This window comes from Cellulomonas sp. P5_C6 (genome assembly GCF_054049635.1).
Genome location: NZ_JBFULZ010000003.1, coordinates 35,811 through 49,496, shown reverse-complemented (window position 1 = coordinate 49,496; position 13,686 = coordinate 35,811). Strand labels below are relative to the sequence as shown.

Sequence of the window (13,686 nt, the reverse complement as noted above, 5' to 3'; positions counted from 1 at the left end):
TCGCCGAACGCGACCGCCGCGGCATCGACCTCATCCTGGCCCCCGACGCGATGGCCCGACTGGTCGCCTACCTACCCGCCGCCGAAGCCACGGCGGCGTTCACCGCGATCGACGCCCTGGCCGGACACGCCACCCTCGACGGGGACCAGCGCACCGTGGACCAGCGGCGGGCGGACGCCTTCAGCGACGTGTTCACCGCCATCCTCGACCGGCAAGCCACCCCCGACGGCACCCCGCTGCCCCGCAAGCACGGGCAACGGGTCGCCGTGCAGCTGTCCGTGGCCGCCACCACGCTGCTCGGCCTGGATGACGCGCCCGGGTTCCTCGGGTCCTACGGGCCGGTCCCGGCGCAGGTCGCCCGCGAGCTCGCCCAGGACGGCACCTGGCGACGCGTCCTGACCGACCCGGACACCGGGCAGGTCTGCGCCGTCGGCACGACGTCGTACCGCCCCGGGGCCGACCTGACCCGCACCGTGCAAGCCCGGGACGTGACCTGCACCTTCCCAGGCTGCCGACAACCCGCCACCCGCTGCGAGATCGACCACCGCACCCCGTATGACCACGACCGCGCCGCGCAGGACCGGCCGCACCCGGGCCACGAACCGGGCCAGGGGCAAGTGCACGACCTGCAGACGTGCGAGGCGAACCTGCACGCCCTGTGCAAGCACCACCACCAAGCCAAGACCGAAGGCTGGTGGAACGTCACCTACAACCCCGCCACCGGCGTCTCCACCTGGACCGACCGACACGGCCTGACCTACGCCCGCCACCCCGCCCTCATCCACACCACCCCCGACCTCCTCACCCACCAACCACCCCCACGCCCGATCGACCTCGGCGACCCACCCTTCTAGGGAGCGGGTGCGGTCGCCCCCGGCCGCGATCCGGATGTCGGAGGCCGTCGCTAGCGTGCACGGATGATCACCGAGGGGACCTTCACCGTCAGCGGCTTCGTCGGCGTGCCGATCGCCGAGGAGGATCCGGTGGTGACCGCGCTGGCAGTCGGCGTGGCCACGATGGCCAAGCAGTACTCCGGCGGGATCGACGGTCGGTCGACCACGCTGTTCACGTCCGCCTTCGACCCGGCCCGCGGGGTGGGGACGTACGTGGCGATGGAGTCGTTCGAGGGGTCCCTGGACGGTCGGAGCGGGAGCTTCAACTACGTCCATGCCGCATCGACGCACGGGATGGACCGGTTCGACGAGCACCTGGTCGTCGTCCCGTCGAGCGGCACCGGGGAACTCCTCGGCATCGCGGGCACCGGCGTGATCTCGGTCGACGCGGACGGCACGCACCGGCTGCGGCTCGAGTACACGCTCGACTAGCTCGCGGTCCCGCGGCCGGTGGTGCGGGCGTGCTCGGCCTCCGCCAGGCCGGCGAAGGTGCGGAGCTGTTTGCGCATCATCACCAGGTCGCCCCAGGCCAGGAGCCAGGTCCGCACGGCTCGGGTCCGGGTGCGCGGCTCGGGCACGCGGAGGACCGCGACGAGCCGGGTGTGCGTCGGACCCGGGGTGAGGGCATAGGTGAGGGCGACGTCGCCGAACAGTCGCCGGCCCGCCCCCGGTGCCATCCGGACCGTCAGGTGCTGGTCGGCGACGAACGAGTCGAGCGTGAAGATCCGCGAGAACCGCTGCCCGACCTCCAGCTCCCACGTCCAGGGCAGCGCGGTCCGGGGGCTCCGTCGGCCCCCGTTGTCGATCCAGTCGTAGCTGTACGGCGCGACGCGGAACTGGCACAGCCACCGGTAGACGACCTCGGGCGGGGCGAGGACGTCGACGCCGCGGAAGAGCCGCCGGGCCGGAGCCGGCACGAGGGCGTCGCAGGGGTACTCGCGCCGCTGCTCGGCCGCGTTCACGCCCCAGGCCACCGCGATGCTCATGGGTCCCCCGTCGTCGGGACCCCACGCTAGGGCGGCGAGCAGCTCGAGCGGCGTGGGCCCTCAGGCGCTCCTCAGGAGGGGATCGCGCGGACGGTGTTGTTGCGCGCGTCGTGCGTCAGCTCGACCAGGCCGAGCGCCTCGAGCAGCGGCGGCAGGTACATGCCGAACCGGCCGCGGTACCCCTTGCGGAGCCCGTACCAGCCGCCGACGGGGTTGCTCTCGTCGCGACCCCACGCCTCGACGGTCCCCGCGGCGGCCGGCTTCTGCTCGTCGGCCGCGCCGAGCGGAACCGCGTCGCCCTGAGCGAGCAGCCACGCGTGCAGGTCCGCGATCGCGCTCAGGTGGTACTTCAGCGTGGTCGAGCCGACCTGGCAGACGAGGGCGGGCGGGTCGGCGGACTCGTCGCGGTACATCGTGTACGCGGACGAGCCGGGCGCCGTCGTCAGCTGCCAGGGGTCGTCCTTGGTTCCCGTGCCGGCCATCGGTCTCTCCCTCGAGCGTCGCGGCGGTTCGTCCCCACTATCCGTCCTGGCGGGCCCGGAGGGAACGGAAGTTGACGGGTAGGAAAATACCTACCTATTATCGCCGCATGATCGAGCAGCAGGTGCGAGGGCGCGGCTGATGCCGCGTCGGCTCAAGGACTCGGCGCTCGACCGGCTGTTCGGCGCGCTGGCCAACCCCACGCGGCGCGACATCCTCGACGCGCTGCTGACCGGCGACAAGACCGTCACGGAGCTGGCGGCGGCGTTCGAGATGTCACGGCCGAGCGTGTCGGAGCACCTGGCCGCGCTCCGCGAGGGCGGCCTCGTGAGGGAGCGGCCGGCGGGCCGGAACCGGATCTACTCGGTGACCGCCGAGCCGCTGGGGGACCTCGCCGGCTGGCTGACGCCGTACGAGCGCTTCTGGCGCGGGCGGCTGACCGCCCTCGGAGCCGTGCTCGACCAGATGGACGACGAACCAGCGGCAACAGCGACACCAGCGACACCAGCGACACCAGCGACGAAGGGTGAGGACCATGACTGACCAGGGGACGACGGGCGGGGAGCTCCCGGCGGAGGACGAGGCGACCGATCCGACGACCATCCGCGTCGACCAGTTCTTCCCGCACCCGCCCGAGAAGGTGTGGCGGGCCCTCACGACGCCGGATCTGATGTCGCGGTGGCTGATGACGAACGACTTCGTGCCGGAGGTGGGCCACCGCTTCACCATGGCGGGCCGGCGGGTCGAGGCGACCGGGTTCTCCGGCACGGTCGCGAGCACGGTCCTCGCGATCGAGCCGCCGCGCATGCTCCAGGTCACGTGGACCGACGCGGCCGACCCCGACCTGGTCCCGACGACGGTCACCTGGACCCTCGAGGCCGAAGGGCGCGGGACGCGGCTGTTCCTCGAGCACGCCGGCTTCGACCCGGACGACCAGGTCGCCCAGCTGTCCCGCCGGATCATGGGCGGCGGCTGGCGCAGCATGATCCTGCGCCGGCTCGCGGAGGTCCTCGACGCCTCCGAGTGACGCCGGCGGGTGGCCGTCGGGGGTGCCCGATACGCTCGCCAGCGTCGTCGACGGAAGACGGAAGACGGAAGAGGTGGGATGTCAGGCCTGATGAGCGCGACGCTGTCCGAGGAGCCCTGGTACGTCATCGTCGCGACCCTCGGGCCGCTGGTGGCCGCGATCGGCGCGATCGGCGCCCTCATCGTCGGCATCCTCACCGTCCGGCAGCGCAGCGCGGCCGACGCCCGGGCCCAGTGGTGGGCACGTGTGCAGTGGGCCGTGGACCTGGCGTTCGCCGACGACGACAGCCGGCGCTCGGTCGGGCTCGACGCGCTCGCGCTGCTGGCGACGTCGCCCCTGGCCACGGCCGACGACGACGCGTTCCTCGCCGGTCTGTCGCTCGACGTGCTCCAGGCCCTGGAGGACCGTGGGGGCGGCGACGACGTCGACTTCGTGGCCGCCGACGCCGCCGCGCCGGTCCGCCCGTCGGCGGCGCGCGCGGTGGTCGAGGTGAGTCGGTCCGAGGTGGCCGCGGCCCGCCTGCGGCTCGCGACGGACGCCGTCCGCGGCCGGGGGACGCCGCCGTGGATCCGGCGGCTCGCCGGGACGACCGCCGCCCGCGGCTGAGGCGCGAGGGCCAAACACTTACTGACCTGTCAGGGTTGACACGAGTCACCTGACTAGTACCTTTTGTCCTGGCCGGCAACAAAAAGTCCGGTGCACGGCGCCAACGACGGTGCCCCCTCGCGTGCGAGGGCCCGTCCTCGGACGTGCCCTGTGTGCGGAGAAAGGTCCAACCCCCATGCTCCTTCGTAGGCGTCAGCATGCTCAGAACCGACCAGCGACAGCGGCTCCCCACCGCCGGCGGACGACCGCCGTGGTCGTCGCGGCGCTGAGCCTCGCGCTCGTGCCGCTGGTCGCGGCCCCGGCGGAGGCGTCGGCACCCACCGACCTCGGCCCGAACGTGATCGTCTTCGACCCCAGCCAGCCGATCGCGGACATCCAGGCGACGGTCGACGCGATCGCGGCGCAGCAGGTCCCGGCGCAGTTCGGTGACGGCCGCTACGCGCTGCTCTTCAAGCCGGGCACGTACGGCACCCCGGAACAGCCGCTGCGCTTCCAGGTGGGCTACTTCACCGAGGTCGCCGGCCTGGGCCAGAACCCCGGCGACGTCGTGATCAACGGCGCGATCGAGGTCTACAACCAGTGCTTCCCGACGGCACCCGGAGCCCCGTCGGACTGCACCGCGCTGGTGAACTTCTGGCGCTCGTTGTCCAACCTGAGCATCCACTACCAGGTGGGCAACGCCGACGGCTGCCGCGGCTCGGCCAACTTCTGGGCCGTCTCGCAGGCCGCTCCGATGCGGCGCGTGAGCGTGACCGGCGCCAACGTCAGCCTCATGGACTACTGCACCGACGGTCCGCAGTACGCGTCGGGCGGCTTCATCGCGGACTCGGCCCTGCCGCTGGTCATCAACGGGAGCCAGCAGCAGTTCCTGGTCCGCAACAGCTCGGTGGCCACCTGGACCAACAGCGTGTGGAACCAGGTCTTCGCCGGGGTCCAGGGCGCTCCGGCCACCGACTTCGCGGGCGGGAACAAGTACACGACGCTCGACACCAACCCGGCCTCGCGCGAGAAGCCGTACCTCTATGTCGACGCCGCCGGGAAGTACAACGTGTTCGTGCCGTCGGCGCAGACGAACACCACGGGGACCACGTGGGCCAACGGCAGCACGCCGGGCCGGTCGCTGCCGATCAGCAGCTTCTTCGTCGCCAAGCCCGGCGACAGCGCGGCGAAGATCAACGCGGCTCTCGCCGTCGGCAAGAACCTGCTGTTCACACCGGGCGTCTACCACGTCAGCAAGACGCTCAACGTGCTGTGGCCCAACGCCGTCGTGCTGGGCCTCGGCCTGGCGACGATCGTCCCCGACAACGGCGTGGTGGCCATGCAGACGCTGGACGTCCCCGGCATCGACATCGCCGGCCTCATGTTCGACGCGGGCCCGACGAACTCGCCGGCGCTGCTGCAGCTGGGCACCAAGATCTCGGCGCTCGACGCCAGGCTCAAGAAGCCCCTGCTGAGCAGCGCGAGCAACCCGACCGCGGTGCAGGACGTGTTCTTCCGGATCGGCGGGGAGCACGTGGGCAAGGCCACCAACAGCCTCGTCGTCAACACCAACCAGACGATCATCGACCACACGTGGGCCTGGCGGGCCGACCACGGCACGGGCGTCGGCTGGACGATCAACACCGCCGACACCGGCGTGCTGGTCAACGGCAACGACGTGACCGCGACCGGCCTGTTCTCCGAGCACTTCCAGAAGTACAACGTCGTCTGGAACGGCGAGCGGGGCAAGACGATCATGTTCCAGAACGAGCTGCCGTACGACGCCCCCGACCAGGCGTCCTGGCAGCACGACGGGGTGAACGGCTGGGCCGCCTACAAGGTGGGCGACAAGGTCAAGACCCACGAGGCCTGGGGCATGGGCAGCTACATCTACACCAACGTGAACCCGACCCTGCACGCCACCCGGGCGTACGAGGTGCCGGTCACGCCGGGCGTGCGGCTGCACGACATCCTGACCGTCTCGCTGAACGCGGCGGGCACGATCGACCACGTGGTCAACGACGTGGGCGACCCCGTGACCCCGACCATCCAGGGTCCGAGCGTGGTGCTGGAGTACCCGGCGCCGTGATCTGACGGACGAGGGGCCCGGCCGCCGGTCGGGCCCCTCGTCGCGTCTCAGACCTTGCCGACGACGGCGTACCGCTCGTCGGTGACCGGTCCGCCCCACAGGACGTCGTCGTCGCTGAGGTTCTCGACCCTCAGCGCGGAGACGAGCGGGCGGACGGCGTCGACGAGGTCCGTCGCGGTGACGCCCCCGTCCCAGGGCAGGGGCGGGGTGTCCGAGGGGTACGGGGCGCCGACGCTCGACCAGCGGCCCTCGACCAGGACGAGGGTGCCACCGGGTCGGACCAGCGACACCCATCGGGCGAGCGCCGCCGGCGGGTCCGGCAGCGTCCAGAGAACGTGGCGGGCGAGCACCACGTCGACCTCACCACCGGGCGGGCGCGCGGCGTCGCCGACGACGAACGTCGCCGGCAGCCCGGCGGCGTCGAGCTTGGCCCGGGCCCGCTCGATCATCTGCGGCGCGACGTCGACGCCCGTGACCCGGTGACCTGCCTGGGAGAGGAGCGCCGTCAGCGACCCGGTGCCGCACCCGAGGTCGAGCACGTCCCAGGGGCCGGCGGGCAGCCAGCCTGCGAGCCGGGCCGCCCAGGCGGCGCGGGTCCCGGCGTCGCGGAGGCCGTGGTCCGGTTCGTCGTCGAACGCGGCGGCCGCACCGTCCCAGAAGCGGGCGATGCCCTCGAGGTCGTCGGGAGCAGTCATCCGTCCACGCTAGGAGCGGGCCGCGCGGGGTGCCCGGTGAAAACTCGTCGGCACACCCGGTCGAAGAACGCCGGTCCCCGTTCGACGACCTGGTGAAGGCCCCGGCCCGGCACTAGCGTCGAGCGGGCACCCACCGTGAGGAGACAGCCATGAAGGTCCTGGTCATGATCAAGGGTTCCGGCGCGGACGAGGGCAAGGTCGCGCCCACGGACGAGATGTTCCGGGTGATGAACGTCTACAACGAGCAGCTGGTGAACGCCGGGATCATGCTCGGCGGCGAGGGTCTCCAGCCCAGCAGCGCCGGCGTGAAGCTGGTGTTCGACGGGCACGAGAGCTCGGTGGTCGACGGGCCGTTCGCCGAGGCCAAGGAGATCGTCGCCGGCTACTGGATCTGGCAGGTCAGCTCGCTCGACGAGGCCGTCGAGTGGGCCAAGCGGTGTCCGACCACCGAGGGCATGGTCTCCGTGCTCGAGATCCGGCCGTTCTTCGAGATGGAGGACTTCGCCAAGGTGGTCTCGCCGGAGGTGCTCGAGCGGGAGCAGGCGATCGTCGACCGCCTGAAGGCGCAAGCCTGACGAGGAGCGGGGCGATGACCGACGCGCGGCGCACGGTCGAGGTCATCTGGCGGATCGAGTCGCCGCGGCTCATCGCCTCGCTCACCCGCCTGGTCCGGGACGTCGGGCTGGCGGAGGAGCTGGCCCAGGACGCGTTCGTCGCGGCCCTCGAGCAGTGGCCGACGACGGGCGTGCCCGACCAGCCGGGCGCGTGGCTGATGGTCACGGCCCGGCACCGCGCGATCGACCTCATCCGGCGCGAGCAGAATCGCGGCACCAAGTACGCGATCGTGGCGCACGGGCTCGCCGACGAACCGCCGGCGGACCGGATCGTCGACGAGCCGATCGGCGACGACCTGCTCTCGCTCGTGTTCCTGACGTGCCACCCGGTGCTGCCCCGCGAGTCGCGGATCGCGCTGACGCTGCGGCTGTTCGGCGGCCTGACCACGGACGAGATCGCGCGCGCCTACCTGGTGCCGTCCCCGACGATCGGTCAGCGCGTCTCGCGCGCCAAGCGGACGCTGGCCGAGGCGCACGTGCCGTTCGAGGTGCCGCAGGCCGACCAGATGCCGGCCCGGCTCAGCTCCGTGCTCGAGGTGGTCTACCTGATCTTCACCGAGGGGCACTCGGCGACGACGGGTCCCACGTGGGTCCGCCGGGACCTGGCCGACGAGGCGATGCGGCTGGGCCGGGTGCTCGCGGGGCTGCTGCCGCGCGAGCCCGAGGTGCACGGGCTGGTGGCGCTCATGGAGCTGCAGGCCTCCCGGTTCGACGCCCGCGGCGACGGGGTGCTGCTGCAGGACCAGGACCGCAAGCGGTGGGACAGCGCGCTGATCGAACACGGGCTCGCGGCGCTGGCCCGGTCGACGACGCTGGGCCGGCCGCTCGGCCCGTACACCGTGCAGGCGGCGATCGCGGCGTGCCACAGCCGCGCCCGGAGCTTCGAGGAGACCGACTGGGAGGCGATCGTCGCGCTGTACGACGCCCTCGCCCAGCTGGCACCGTCGCCGGTCGTCGAGCTCAACCGGGCCGTGGCGGTCCTGTACGCGGACGGGCCGGAGGCGGCGCTCGCGGCCCTCGACGCCGTCGCCGACGACCACCGGCTGGTCCGCTACCACCTGTACGGCGCGGTCCGTGCGGACGTGCTGATCCGGCTCGGTCGCACCGACGAGGCCGCCGACCAGCTCGAGCGCGCCGCGGCCCTGGCACCCACCCAGCGGGAGCGCAACCTGCTCATGGCGCGTTCCGCGACGGTCGCGGGTGATGGCTGACGTCAGGCCAGGTGGGCGCCGGCTCCGACGGCGGACGCCTCCCGGACCCAGCCGGCGAACGTGTCGTCGAGGTCCGCGAGCGTGCTGATCCGGAAGTGGTTGACGTAGAGGCGCGTGAGGTAGGGCGACGACCGCAGGATCCGGGGGTCGCCGTCGAGCGGGCGCATCGTGTCGAGGTAGCCGTCGACGCCCCGGCGGGTGGGGCGGGCGCCGGCGAACCCGCGCCGCGGACCCTTGAACGTGATCGTCGTCTTCGCCACGGCGTAGGTGACCGGTCCCGTCGACTCGACCAGCGCCGCGAACGCCCGCCACAGCTCCACGTGGGCGGGGTCGGCATCACGCAGGTGGTCGTCCACGGTCCAGACACGCTCGTCCATGGCCACCATGCTGCGCCAGGATGACCGCATGATCGAGCCCTTCACCCTGACCGGGCAGCACGTGCGGCTCGAGCCGCTGGACCTCTCGCACGTCGAGGGCCTGGCCCGCGCCGCCGCCGAGGAGCGCGGGAGCTACGGGTACACGTGGGTGCCGGAGGGTCGCGACGACACCGCGGCGTACGTCGCCGCCGCCCTCGAGCACGCCGCGGGGGGACGCGCGGTGCCGTTCGCGGTGCGACGCCTGGCCGACGACGCGCTCGTCGGCAGCACGCGGTTCCTCGACCTCGAGGTGTTCCAGGACCCGGCGCCCTGGCCGCCCGGGATCGGGGTCGGAGGCGCGCCGAGCGACCAGCTCCCGCCGTCCGTCGCCGAGATCGGCAGCACCTGGTACGCGGCGTCGGCGCAGCGGACCGCGGTCAACACCGAGGCCAAGCTGCTGCTGCTCACCCACGCGTTCGAGACGTGGCGGACCCTGCGGGTGACCCTGAAGACCGATGCCCGCAACGCGGCGTCGCGCGCGGCCATCGAGCGGATCGGGGGCCGGTTCGAGGGCGTGCGGCGCGTGCACACCGTCGCGACGGACGGTGGCCTGCGGGACACGGCCTACTTCTCGATCGTCGCCGCGGAGTGGTTCACGGTGCGGGCGGCGCTGGTGGCCCGGCTGCGCTGAGCGCGTCGCGGCTGCGCTGCAGGAACGCGCTCTCCGCCTCGGTGGGCGTGAGGGCGAGCGCGTCGTCGTACGCGGTCATGGCGTCGGCGGGTCGGTCGAGACGCCTCAAGAGGTCCGCGCGGACCGCGTGGAACAGGTAGAAGTGGTCGAGCGGCAGGTCGTCCACCAGCGCGAGCCCCGCGGTCGGACCCTCGAGCTCGGCCACCGCGACGGCCCGGTTGAGCTCCACGACGGCGCTCGGCGCGATCGACATCAGCTGGTCGTAGAGGATCACGATCTGCCGCCAGTCGGTCCCCGCCGGCTCGCTGTGCACCGCCTGCATCGCGGCCTGCAGCTGGTACGGACCGAGGTGGTCGCGCCGCAGGCAGCGCCGGACGAGCTCGCGACCCTCCTCCAACGAGGCGTCGTCCCAGCGCGAGCGGTCCTGGTCCTTCAGCAGGACGAGCGACCCGTCGGCCGCGACCCGGGCGTCCCTGCGGGCGTCGGTGAGCACCATGAGTGCCAGCAGGCCCATGGCCTCGGGTTCGTCGGGCATGAGCTCGACCAGCACGCGGCCCAGCCGGATCGCCTCCGCGCAGAGGTCCTGCCGGGTGAGCGCCCCCGAACCCGTCGTGAACACGAGGTAGACCACGGCGAGCACCGCGCGCAGGCGGTCGGGGAGGTCGGCGTCCCGGGGGACCCGGTACGGGATGCGGGCGTCGCGGATCTTGCCCTTGGCGCGCACCAGCCGCTGCGCCATGGTAGGCGCCGGCACCAGGAACGCCCGCGCGATCTCCTCGGTGGTCAGGCCGCCCAGCAGCCGCAGCGTCAGCGCCACCTGCGCCTCGAGGGACAGCGCCGGGTGGCAGCAGGTGAACAGCAGCCGGAGCCGGTCGTCCCGCACGGGTCCCACCTCCACCGGCTCCTCGCGCTCGTGCAGCAGCGCCGCCTGGGCGTGCCGGTCGTCGCGCGAGGCCTCCCGGCGCAGCCGGTCGATGGCCTTGCGCTTGGCCGTGGTGATGATCCAGCCGGCCGGGCTCGGCGGGAGACCGTCGACCGGCCAGTGCTGCACGGCCGCGACGAACGCCTCCTGCACGGCCTCCTCGGCGACGTCGAGGTCGCCGAAGGTCCGGGTCAGGACGGCGACCGCGCGGCCGTGCTCGGCGCGGAAGACGCTCGCGACTGCGCCGTCGTCGACCTGCGTCACTGGTAGCGGAACGGCCGCACCTCGATGGGCAGGGTCGTCGCGACGGCCAGCTGCCCGCCCCAGTCGAGCGCGGCGTCGAGGTCCCCCACGTCGATGATCGTGAAGCCGCCCAGGTGCTCCTTGGCCTCGACGAACGGGCCGTCGGTGGGGATGACGTCGCCGTCCTTGGCACGCAGCACGGTCGCGGTGCTCGGGTCGTGCAGGCCACCGGCGTAGACCCAGATGCCGGCGTCCTTCATCGCCTGGTCGACCTTGCCGACCGCCCTGATGATCGGGTCGAGGAACTCGGCGTCCGGCATGGGTCCGGCGGGCTCCATCACGCTCAGCAGGTAGTGGCTCATGGCGTCCTCCTCGGTGTTCGGCGCCGGCGTCGGTCCGGCTGCTCACCGTCTGTACGAACGGTGATCAGCCGGATCGACAGGGTCCTCGAAATCTACCGAGGCACGTAGTCGAACGTGTCCGGGTCCGGGCCCGTGCGCTCGTCCCGGTTGAGGCTGGAGATGTCCGCCAGGTCGACGTCGCTCAGCTCGAAGTCGAAGAGCGCGAAGTTCTCCTCGATGCGGCTGCGGGTCACCGACTTGGGGAACACGATGTCGCCGCGCTGCAGGTGCCAGCGCAGCGTGACCTGCGCGGGGGTCTTCCCCAGCGACTCGGCGATCCGCACGATGATCGGGTCGTCGAGCACCTTGCCCTGCGCGATCGGGCTCCACGCCTCGGTGGCGATGCCGTGCTCGGTGTCGAACGCCCGCACCTCCTCCTGCGTCAGGTAGGGGTGCACCTCGACCTGGTTGACGGCCGGCGTGATCGTGGTCTCGGCGTTCAGGCGGCGCAGGTGGTGCGGCTGGAAGTTGGAGACGCCGATCGCCTTGGCGCGGCCGGACCGGTAGAAGTCCTCCATCGCCTTCCACGTCTCGACGAAGTCGCTGACCATGGCGATCGGCCAGTGGATGAGGAACAGGTCGACGTGGTCGAGGCCGAGCGTGTCGAGCGTCAGGTCGAACGCGATCGCGGCGTCCTCGGGGTCGTGCGCGTCGTTGTTCAGCTTGCTGGTGATGAAGACCTCGTCGCGGGACAGGCCGGACGCGGCGACGGCCTCGCCGACGCCCTGCTCGTTCTTGTACATCTGCGCGGTGTCGATGTGGCGGTAGCCCACCTCGAAGGCCTGCAGGACCGCGTCCTTGGTCTCTGCCGGGTCGATCTGGAAGACGCCGAAGCCCAGCTGCGGGATCTCGACGCCGTTGTTCAGGCGGATGGTCGGAACGGTGGTGTTCATGCCTCCTATTCGACCCTCTCGCGGTCGCGGCTGCCTCTTGACGGTGGCAGAGATGCGTGACAGATTGCCAACTAACTAGTTGGTTGTTCTTGGCGAGGAGCCTCAGATGTACGCAGTCCCCGACCAGACCGGGCGCACCGTCGTCGTCACCGGTGCCAACAGCGGCACGGGCCGGGAGGCGGCGGAGCGACTGGCCGCCGCCGGGGCCCACGTGGTGCTCGCGGTGCGCACCGCGGGGAAGGGCGAGAAGGCCCTCGCGGAGATCCGGGCCGCGCACCCCGACGCGTCAGCCGAGGTGCGGATCGTCGACCTCGCGTCGCTGGCGTCGGTGCAGGCGTTCGCCGACGCCCTGGGCAGCGAGCTCGACCACCTCGACACCCTGGTCAACAACGCCGGCGTGATGGCCCCGCCGACGCGGTTCGAGACCGAGGACGGGTTCGAGCTGCAACTGGGCACCAACTACCTCGGCCCGTTCGCGCTGACCAACCGGCTCCTGCCGCTGCTGCTGGCGGGGCCCGCCGGGCGGGTCACCACCATGAGCAGCGGCATGGCGAACGTGGGGCGGATCCGGTTCGACGACCTGCAGTGGACCCGGCGCCGGTACAGCCCCACCCGCTCGTACGCGCAGTCGAAGCTGGCGGACCTGATGCTGGCCCGCCACCTGTCCCGCGTCAGCGCGCAGCGCGGCTGGCCGCTGATGAGCAACGCGGCCCACCCCGGGTTCACGCAGACCAACCTCCAGACCGCCGGGGCGTCGCTGGGCCGCGACGGGTCGCACCGCTCGCCCATCGGCAGCATGCCGTTCGTCCCGTCGCAGCTGCCGCCCGAGGGCGCCGAGCCGATGCTGTTCGCGGCCACGGACCCGCTGGCGGCCGAGGGCGGCTACTACGGCCCGTCGGGACGCTTCGGGCTCGTCGGCCCCACGGGCCCCGCCAAGCTCAACCGCCGGATGCGCGACGAGGACACCGCCGCACGCCTGTGGGCCGTCTCCCAGGACCTGACCGGGACGGCCCTGCCCGCATGATGGCCGCCGACACCCCGCGCCGGATCCTCGACGCGGCCGCCGACGAGTTCGCCGAGCGCGGGCTGGCCGGCGCGCGCGTCGACCGCGTCGCGGAGCGTGCCGGGGCGAACAAGCAGCGGATCTACGCCTACTTCGGCAGCAAGGACCAGCTGTTCGACGCGGTGATCGAGGACCGGATCGAGCAGCTGCTCGACGCCGTGCCGTTCGACGCCGCGGACCTGCCCGGGTACGCCGTCCGGGTGCTCGACTTCAACTGGGCGCACCCGTCGCTGGTGCGGCTGCTGCTCTGGCACAACCTGGAGCGTCCCGGGGTGCTGGCGCAGCTCCCGCAGTCGGTGTCGTCCCACGCGCGCAAGGTGGCCGCCCTGCGTGACGCGCGCGGCGACGACGAGTGGCCCGCGGACCGGCTGCTCGACCAGGTGCTCGGGCTGGTGCACGGCGTGACCCTGACGCCGGGGGCGGACCCCGAGCACGTCCGGGACGACCTGCACCGCGCGGTCGGTCTGCTGGTCGGCTGACTGTCGGAGGTCGGTGGAAAGGTCGTGCTTCCGGGGCTGTCCGCGTGGCAGCCTGCCC

General features: G+C 72.3%; 18 protein-coding genes. 11 read left to right on the top strand and 7 right to left on the bottom strand.

Annotated elements, in window-relative coordinates:
• On the top strand, window positions 1–854 hold an 854-nt coding region (locus ACXJKG_RS00960), incomplete at its 5' end, for a DUF222 domain-containing protein (protein ID WP_456843886.1).
• Window positions 855–917: 63 nt separating this feature from the next.
• Window positions 918–1,325, top strand: a complete 408-nt coding sequence (locus tag ACXJKG_RS00955) for a DUF3224 domain-containing protein (protein ID WP_456843885.1) — start codon at window positions 918–920, stop codon at window positions 1,323–1,325.
• Here the strand turns inward: ACXJKG_RS00955 and ACXJKG_RS00950 are convergent.
• Together ACXJKG_RS00950 and ACXJKG_RS00945 are read right to left on the bottom strand one after the other, a co-directional pair.
• Window positions 1,322–1,879, bottom strand: coding sequence for an SRPBCC family protein (locus ACXJKG_RS00950; RefSeq protein ID WP_456843884.1), 558 nt, complete (start codon window positions 1,877–1,879; stop codon window positions 1,322–1,324). The two genes, ACXJKG_RS00955 and ACXJKG_RS00950, sit on opposite strands and share 4 nt — an antisense overlap.
• A gap of 71 nt (window positions 1,880–1,950) precedes the next feature.
• Window positions 1,951–2,361 (bottom strand): DUF6855 family protein, encoded by a 411-nt coding sequence (locus ACXJKG_RS00945; protein WP_456843883.1) that lies wholly within the window; start codon window positions 2,359–2,361, stop codon window positions 1,951–1,953.
• A 139-nt stretch (window positions 2,362–2,500) separates the two neighbouring features.
• Between ACXJKG_RS00945 and ACXJKG_RS00940 the strand changes: the two genes are divergently transcribed.
• The 4 genes from ACXJKG_RS00940 (at window position 2,501) to ACXJKG_RS00925 (ending at window position 6,060) form a co-directional block, all read left to right on the top strand.
• Window positions 2,501–2,902, top strand: coding sequence for an ArsR/SmtB family transcription factor (locus tag ACXJKG_RS00940; protein WP_456843882.1), 402 nt, complete (start codon window positions 2,501–2,503; stop codon window positions 2,900–2,902).
• Entirely contained in the window at window positions 2,895–3,386 is a 492-nt protein-coding gene (locus ACXJKG_RS00935) for an SRPBCC family protein (RefSeq protein ID WP_456843881.1), read from the top strand. The genes ACXJKG_RS00940 and ACXJKG_RS00935 overlap by 8 nt, the downstream gene beginning before the upstream one ends.
• Before the next feature lie 90 nt (window positions 3,387–3,476).
• A complete protein-coding gene (locus tag ACXJKG_RS00930) occupies window positions 3,477–3,992 on the top strand; it encodes a hypothetical protein (protein WP_456843880.1) in 516 nt (171 codons plus the stop codon).
• 250 nt (window positions 3,993–4,242) lie between these two features.
• A complete protein-coding gene (locus tag ACXJKG_RS00925) occupies window positions 4,243–6,060 on the top strand; it encodes an adenylyl cyclase (protein WP_456843879.1) in 1,818 nt (605 codons plus the stop codon).
• Window positions 6,061–6,107: 47 nt separating this feature from the next.
• Here ACXJKG_RS00925 and ACXJKG_RS00920 read toward each other — a convergent pair whose 3' ends face one another.
• On the bottom strand, window positions 6,108–6,755 hold the full coding sequence (locus tag ACXJKG_RS00920; protein ID WP_456843878.1) for a class I SAM-dependent methyltransferase: 648 nt from the start codon (window positions 6,753–6,755) through the stop codon (window positions 6,108–6,110).
• Window positions 6,756–6,904: 149 nt separating this feature from the next.
• Between ACXJKG_RS00920 and ACXJKG_RS00915 the strand changes: the two genes are divergently transcribed.
• Together ACXJKG_RS00915 and ACXJKG_RS00910 are read left to right on the top strand one after the other, a co-directional pair.
• Complete coding sequence (locus ACXJKG_RS00915) at window positions 6,905–7,330, top strand: YciI family protein (protein ID WP_456843877.1); 426 nt, start codon at window positions 6,905–6,907, stop codon at window positions 7,328–7,330.
• Between the two features lie 14 nt (window positions 7,331–7,344).
• On the top strand, window positions 7,345–8,580 hold the full coding sequence (locus ACXJKG_RS00910; protein WP_456843876.1) for an RNA polymerase sigma factor: 1,236 nt from the start codon (window positions 7,345–7,347) through the stop codon (window positions 8,578–8,580).
• 2 nt (window positions 8,581–8,582) lie between these two features.
• Here ACXJKG_RS00910 and ACXJKG_RS00905 read toward each other — a convergent pair whose 3' ends face one another.
• Complete coding sequence (locus ACXJKG_RS00905; protein WP_456843875.1) at window positions 8,583–8,957, bottom strand: DUF5655 domain-containing protein; 375 nt, start codon at window positions 8,955–8,957, stop codon at window positions 8,583–8,585.
• Window positions 8,958–8,985: 28 nt separating this feature from the next.
• Between ACXJKG_RS00905 and ACXJKG_RS00900 the strand changes: the two genes are divergently transcribed.
• Entirely contained in the window at window positions 8,986–9,627 is a 642-nt protein-coding gene (locus ACXJKG_RS00900; protein ID WP_456843874.1) for a GNAT family N-acetyltransferase, read from the top strand.
• Here the strand turns inward: ACXJKG_RS00900 and ACXJKG_RS00895 are convergent.
• From ACXJKG_RS00895 to ACXJKG_RS00885, 3 genes are all read right to left on the bottom strand, one after another.
• Window positions 9,590–10,813: an RNA polymerase sigma factor gene (locus ACXJKG_RS00895; protein ID WP_456843873.1), complete on the bottom strand. Its 1,224-nt coding sequence runs from the start codon at window positions 10,811–10,813 to the stop codon at window positions 9,590–9,592. The two genes, ACXJKG_RS00900 and ACXJKG_RS00895, sit on opposite strands and share 38 nt — an antisense overlap.
• Window positions 10,810–11,154 (bottom strand): YciI family protein, encoded by a 345-nt coding sequence (locus tag ACXJKG_RS00890; protein WP_456843872.1) that lies wholly within the window; start codon window positions 11,152–11,154, stop codon window positions 10,810–10,812. Before ACXJKG_RS00890 ends, ACXJKG_RS00895 begins: the two co-directional genes overlap by 4 nt.
• A 92-nt stretch (window positions 11,155–11,246) precedes the next feature.
• Window positions 11,247–12,086, bottom strand: a complete 840-nt coding sequence (locus ACXJKG_RS00885) for an aldo/keto reductase (RefSeq protein WP_456843871.1) — start codon at window positions 12,084–12,086, stop codon at window positions 11,247–11,249.
• A gap of 106 nt (window positions 12,087–12,192) precedes the next feature.
• Between ACXJKG_RS00885 and ACXJKG_RS00880 the strand changes: the two genes are divergently transcribed.
• Complete coding sequence (locus tag ACXJKG_RS00880) at window positions 12,193–13,110, top strand: SDR family oxidoreductase (RefSeq protein ID WP_456843870.1); 918 nt, start codon at window positions 12,193–12,195, stop codon at window positions 13,108–13,110.
• On the top strand, window positions 13,107–13,628 hold the full coding sequence (locus ACXJKG_RS00875; protein WP_456843869.1) for a TetR/AcrR family transcriptional regulator: 522 nt from the start codon (window positions 13,107–13,109) through the stop codon (window positions 13,626–13,628). The genes ACXJKG_RS00880 and ACXJKG_RS00875 overlap by 4 nt, the downstream gene beginning before the upstream one ends.
• The last annotated feature ends 58 nt before the right edge of the window (window positions 13,629–13,686 follow it).

Bases quoted from the DNA above. Each gene is read 5' to 3' on its own strand.
- ACXJKG_RS00900 (WP_456843874.1), top strand. From the start codon at position 8,986: ATGATCGAGCCCTTCACCCTGACCGGGCAGCACGTGCGGCTCGAGCCG.
- ACXJKG_RS00915 (WP_456843877.1), top strand. From the start codon at position 6,905: ATGAAGGTCCTGGTCATGATCAAGGGTTCCGGCGCGGACGAGGGCAAG.
- ACXJKG_RS00935 (WP_456843881.1), top strand. From the start codon at position 2,895: ATGACTGACCAGGGGACGACGGGCGGGGAGCTCCCGGCGGAGGACGAG.
- ACXJKG_RS00890 (WP_456843872.1), bottom strand. From the start codon at position 11,154: ATGAGCCACTACCTGCTGAGCGTGATGGAGCCCGCCGGACCCATGCCG.
- ACXJKG_RS00940 (WP_456843882.1), top strand. From the start codon at position 2,501: ATGCCGCGTCGGCTCAAGGACTCGGCGCTCGACCGGCTGTTCGGCGCG.
- ACXJKG_RS00905 (WP_456843875.1), bottom strand. From the start codon at position 8,957: ATGGACGAGCGTGTCTGGACCGTGGACGACCACCTGCGTGATGCCGAC.
- ACXJKG_RS00955 (WP_456843885.1), top strand. From the start codon at position 918: ATGATCACCGAGGGGACCTTCACCGTCAGCGGCTTCGTCGGCGTGCCG.
- ACXJKG_RS00910 (WP_456843876.1), top strand. From the start codon at position 7,345: ATGACCGACGCGCGGCGCACGGTCGAGGTCATCTGGCGGATCGAGTCG.
- ACXJKG_RS00930 (WP_456843880.1), top strand. From the start codon at position 3,477: ATGAGCGCGACGCTGTCCGAGGAGCCCTGGTACGTCATCGTCGCGACC.
- ACXJKG_RS00880 (WP_456843870.1), top strand. From the start codon at position 12,193: ATGTACGCAGTCCCCGACCAGACCGGGCGCACCGTCGTCGTCACCGGT.
- ACXJKG_RS00945 (WP_456843883.1), bottom strand. From the start codon at position 2,361: ATGGCCGGCACGGGAACCAAGGACGACCCCTGGCAGCTGACGACGGCG.
- ACXJKG_RS00950 (WP_456843884.1), bottom strand. From the start codon at position 1,879: ATGAGCATCGCGGTGGCCTGGGGCGTGAACGCGGCCGAGCAGCGGCGC.
- ACXJKG_RS00920 (WP_456843878.1), bottom strand. From the start codon at position 6,755: ATGACTGCTCCCGACGACCTCGAGGGCATCGCCCGCTTCTGGGACGGT.
- ACXJKG_RS00875 (WP_456843869.1), top strand. From the start codon at position 13,107: ATGATGGCCGCCGACACCCCGCGCCGGATCCTCGACGCGGCCGCCGAC.
- ACXJKG_RS00885 (WP_456843871.1), bottom strand. From the start codon at position 12,086: ATGAACACCACCGTTCCGACCATCCGCCTGAACAACGGCGTCGAGATC.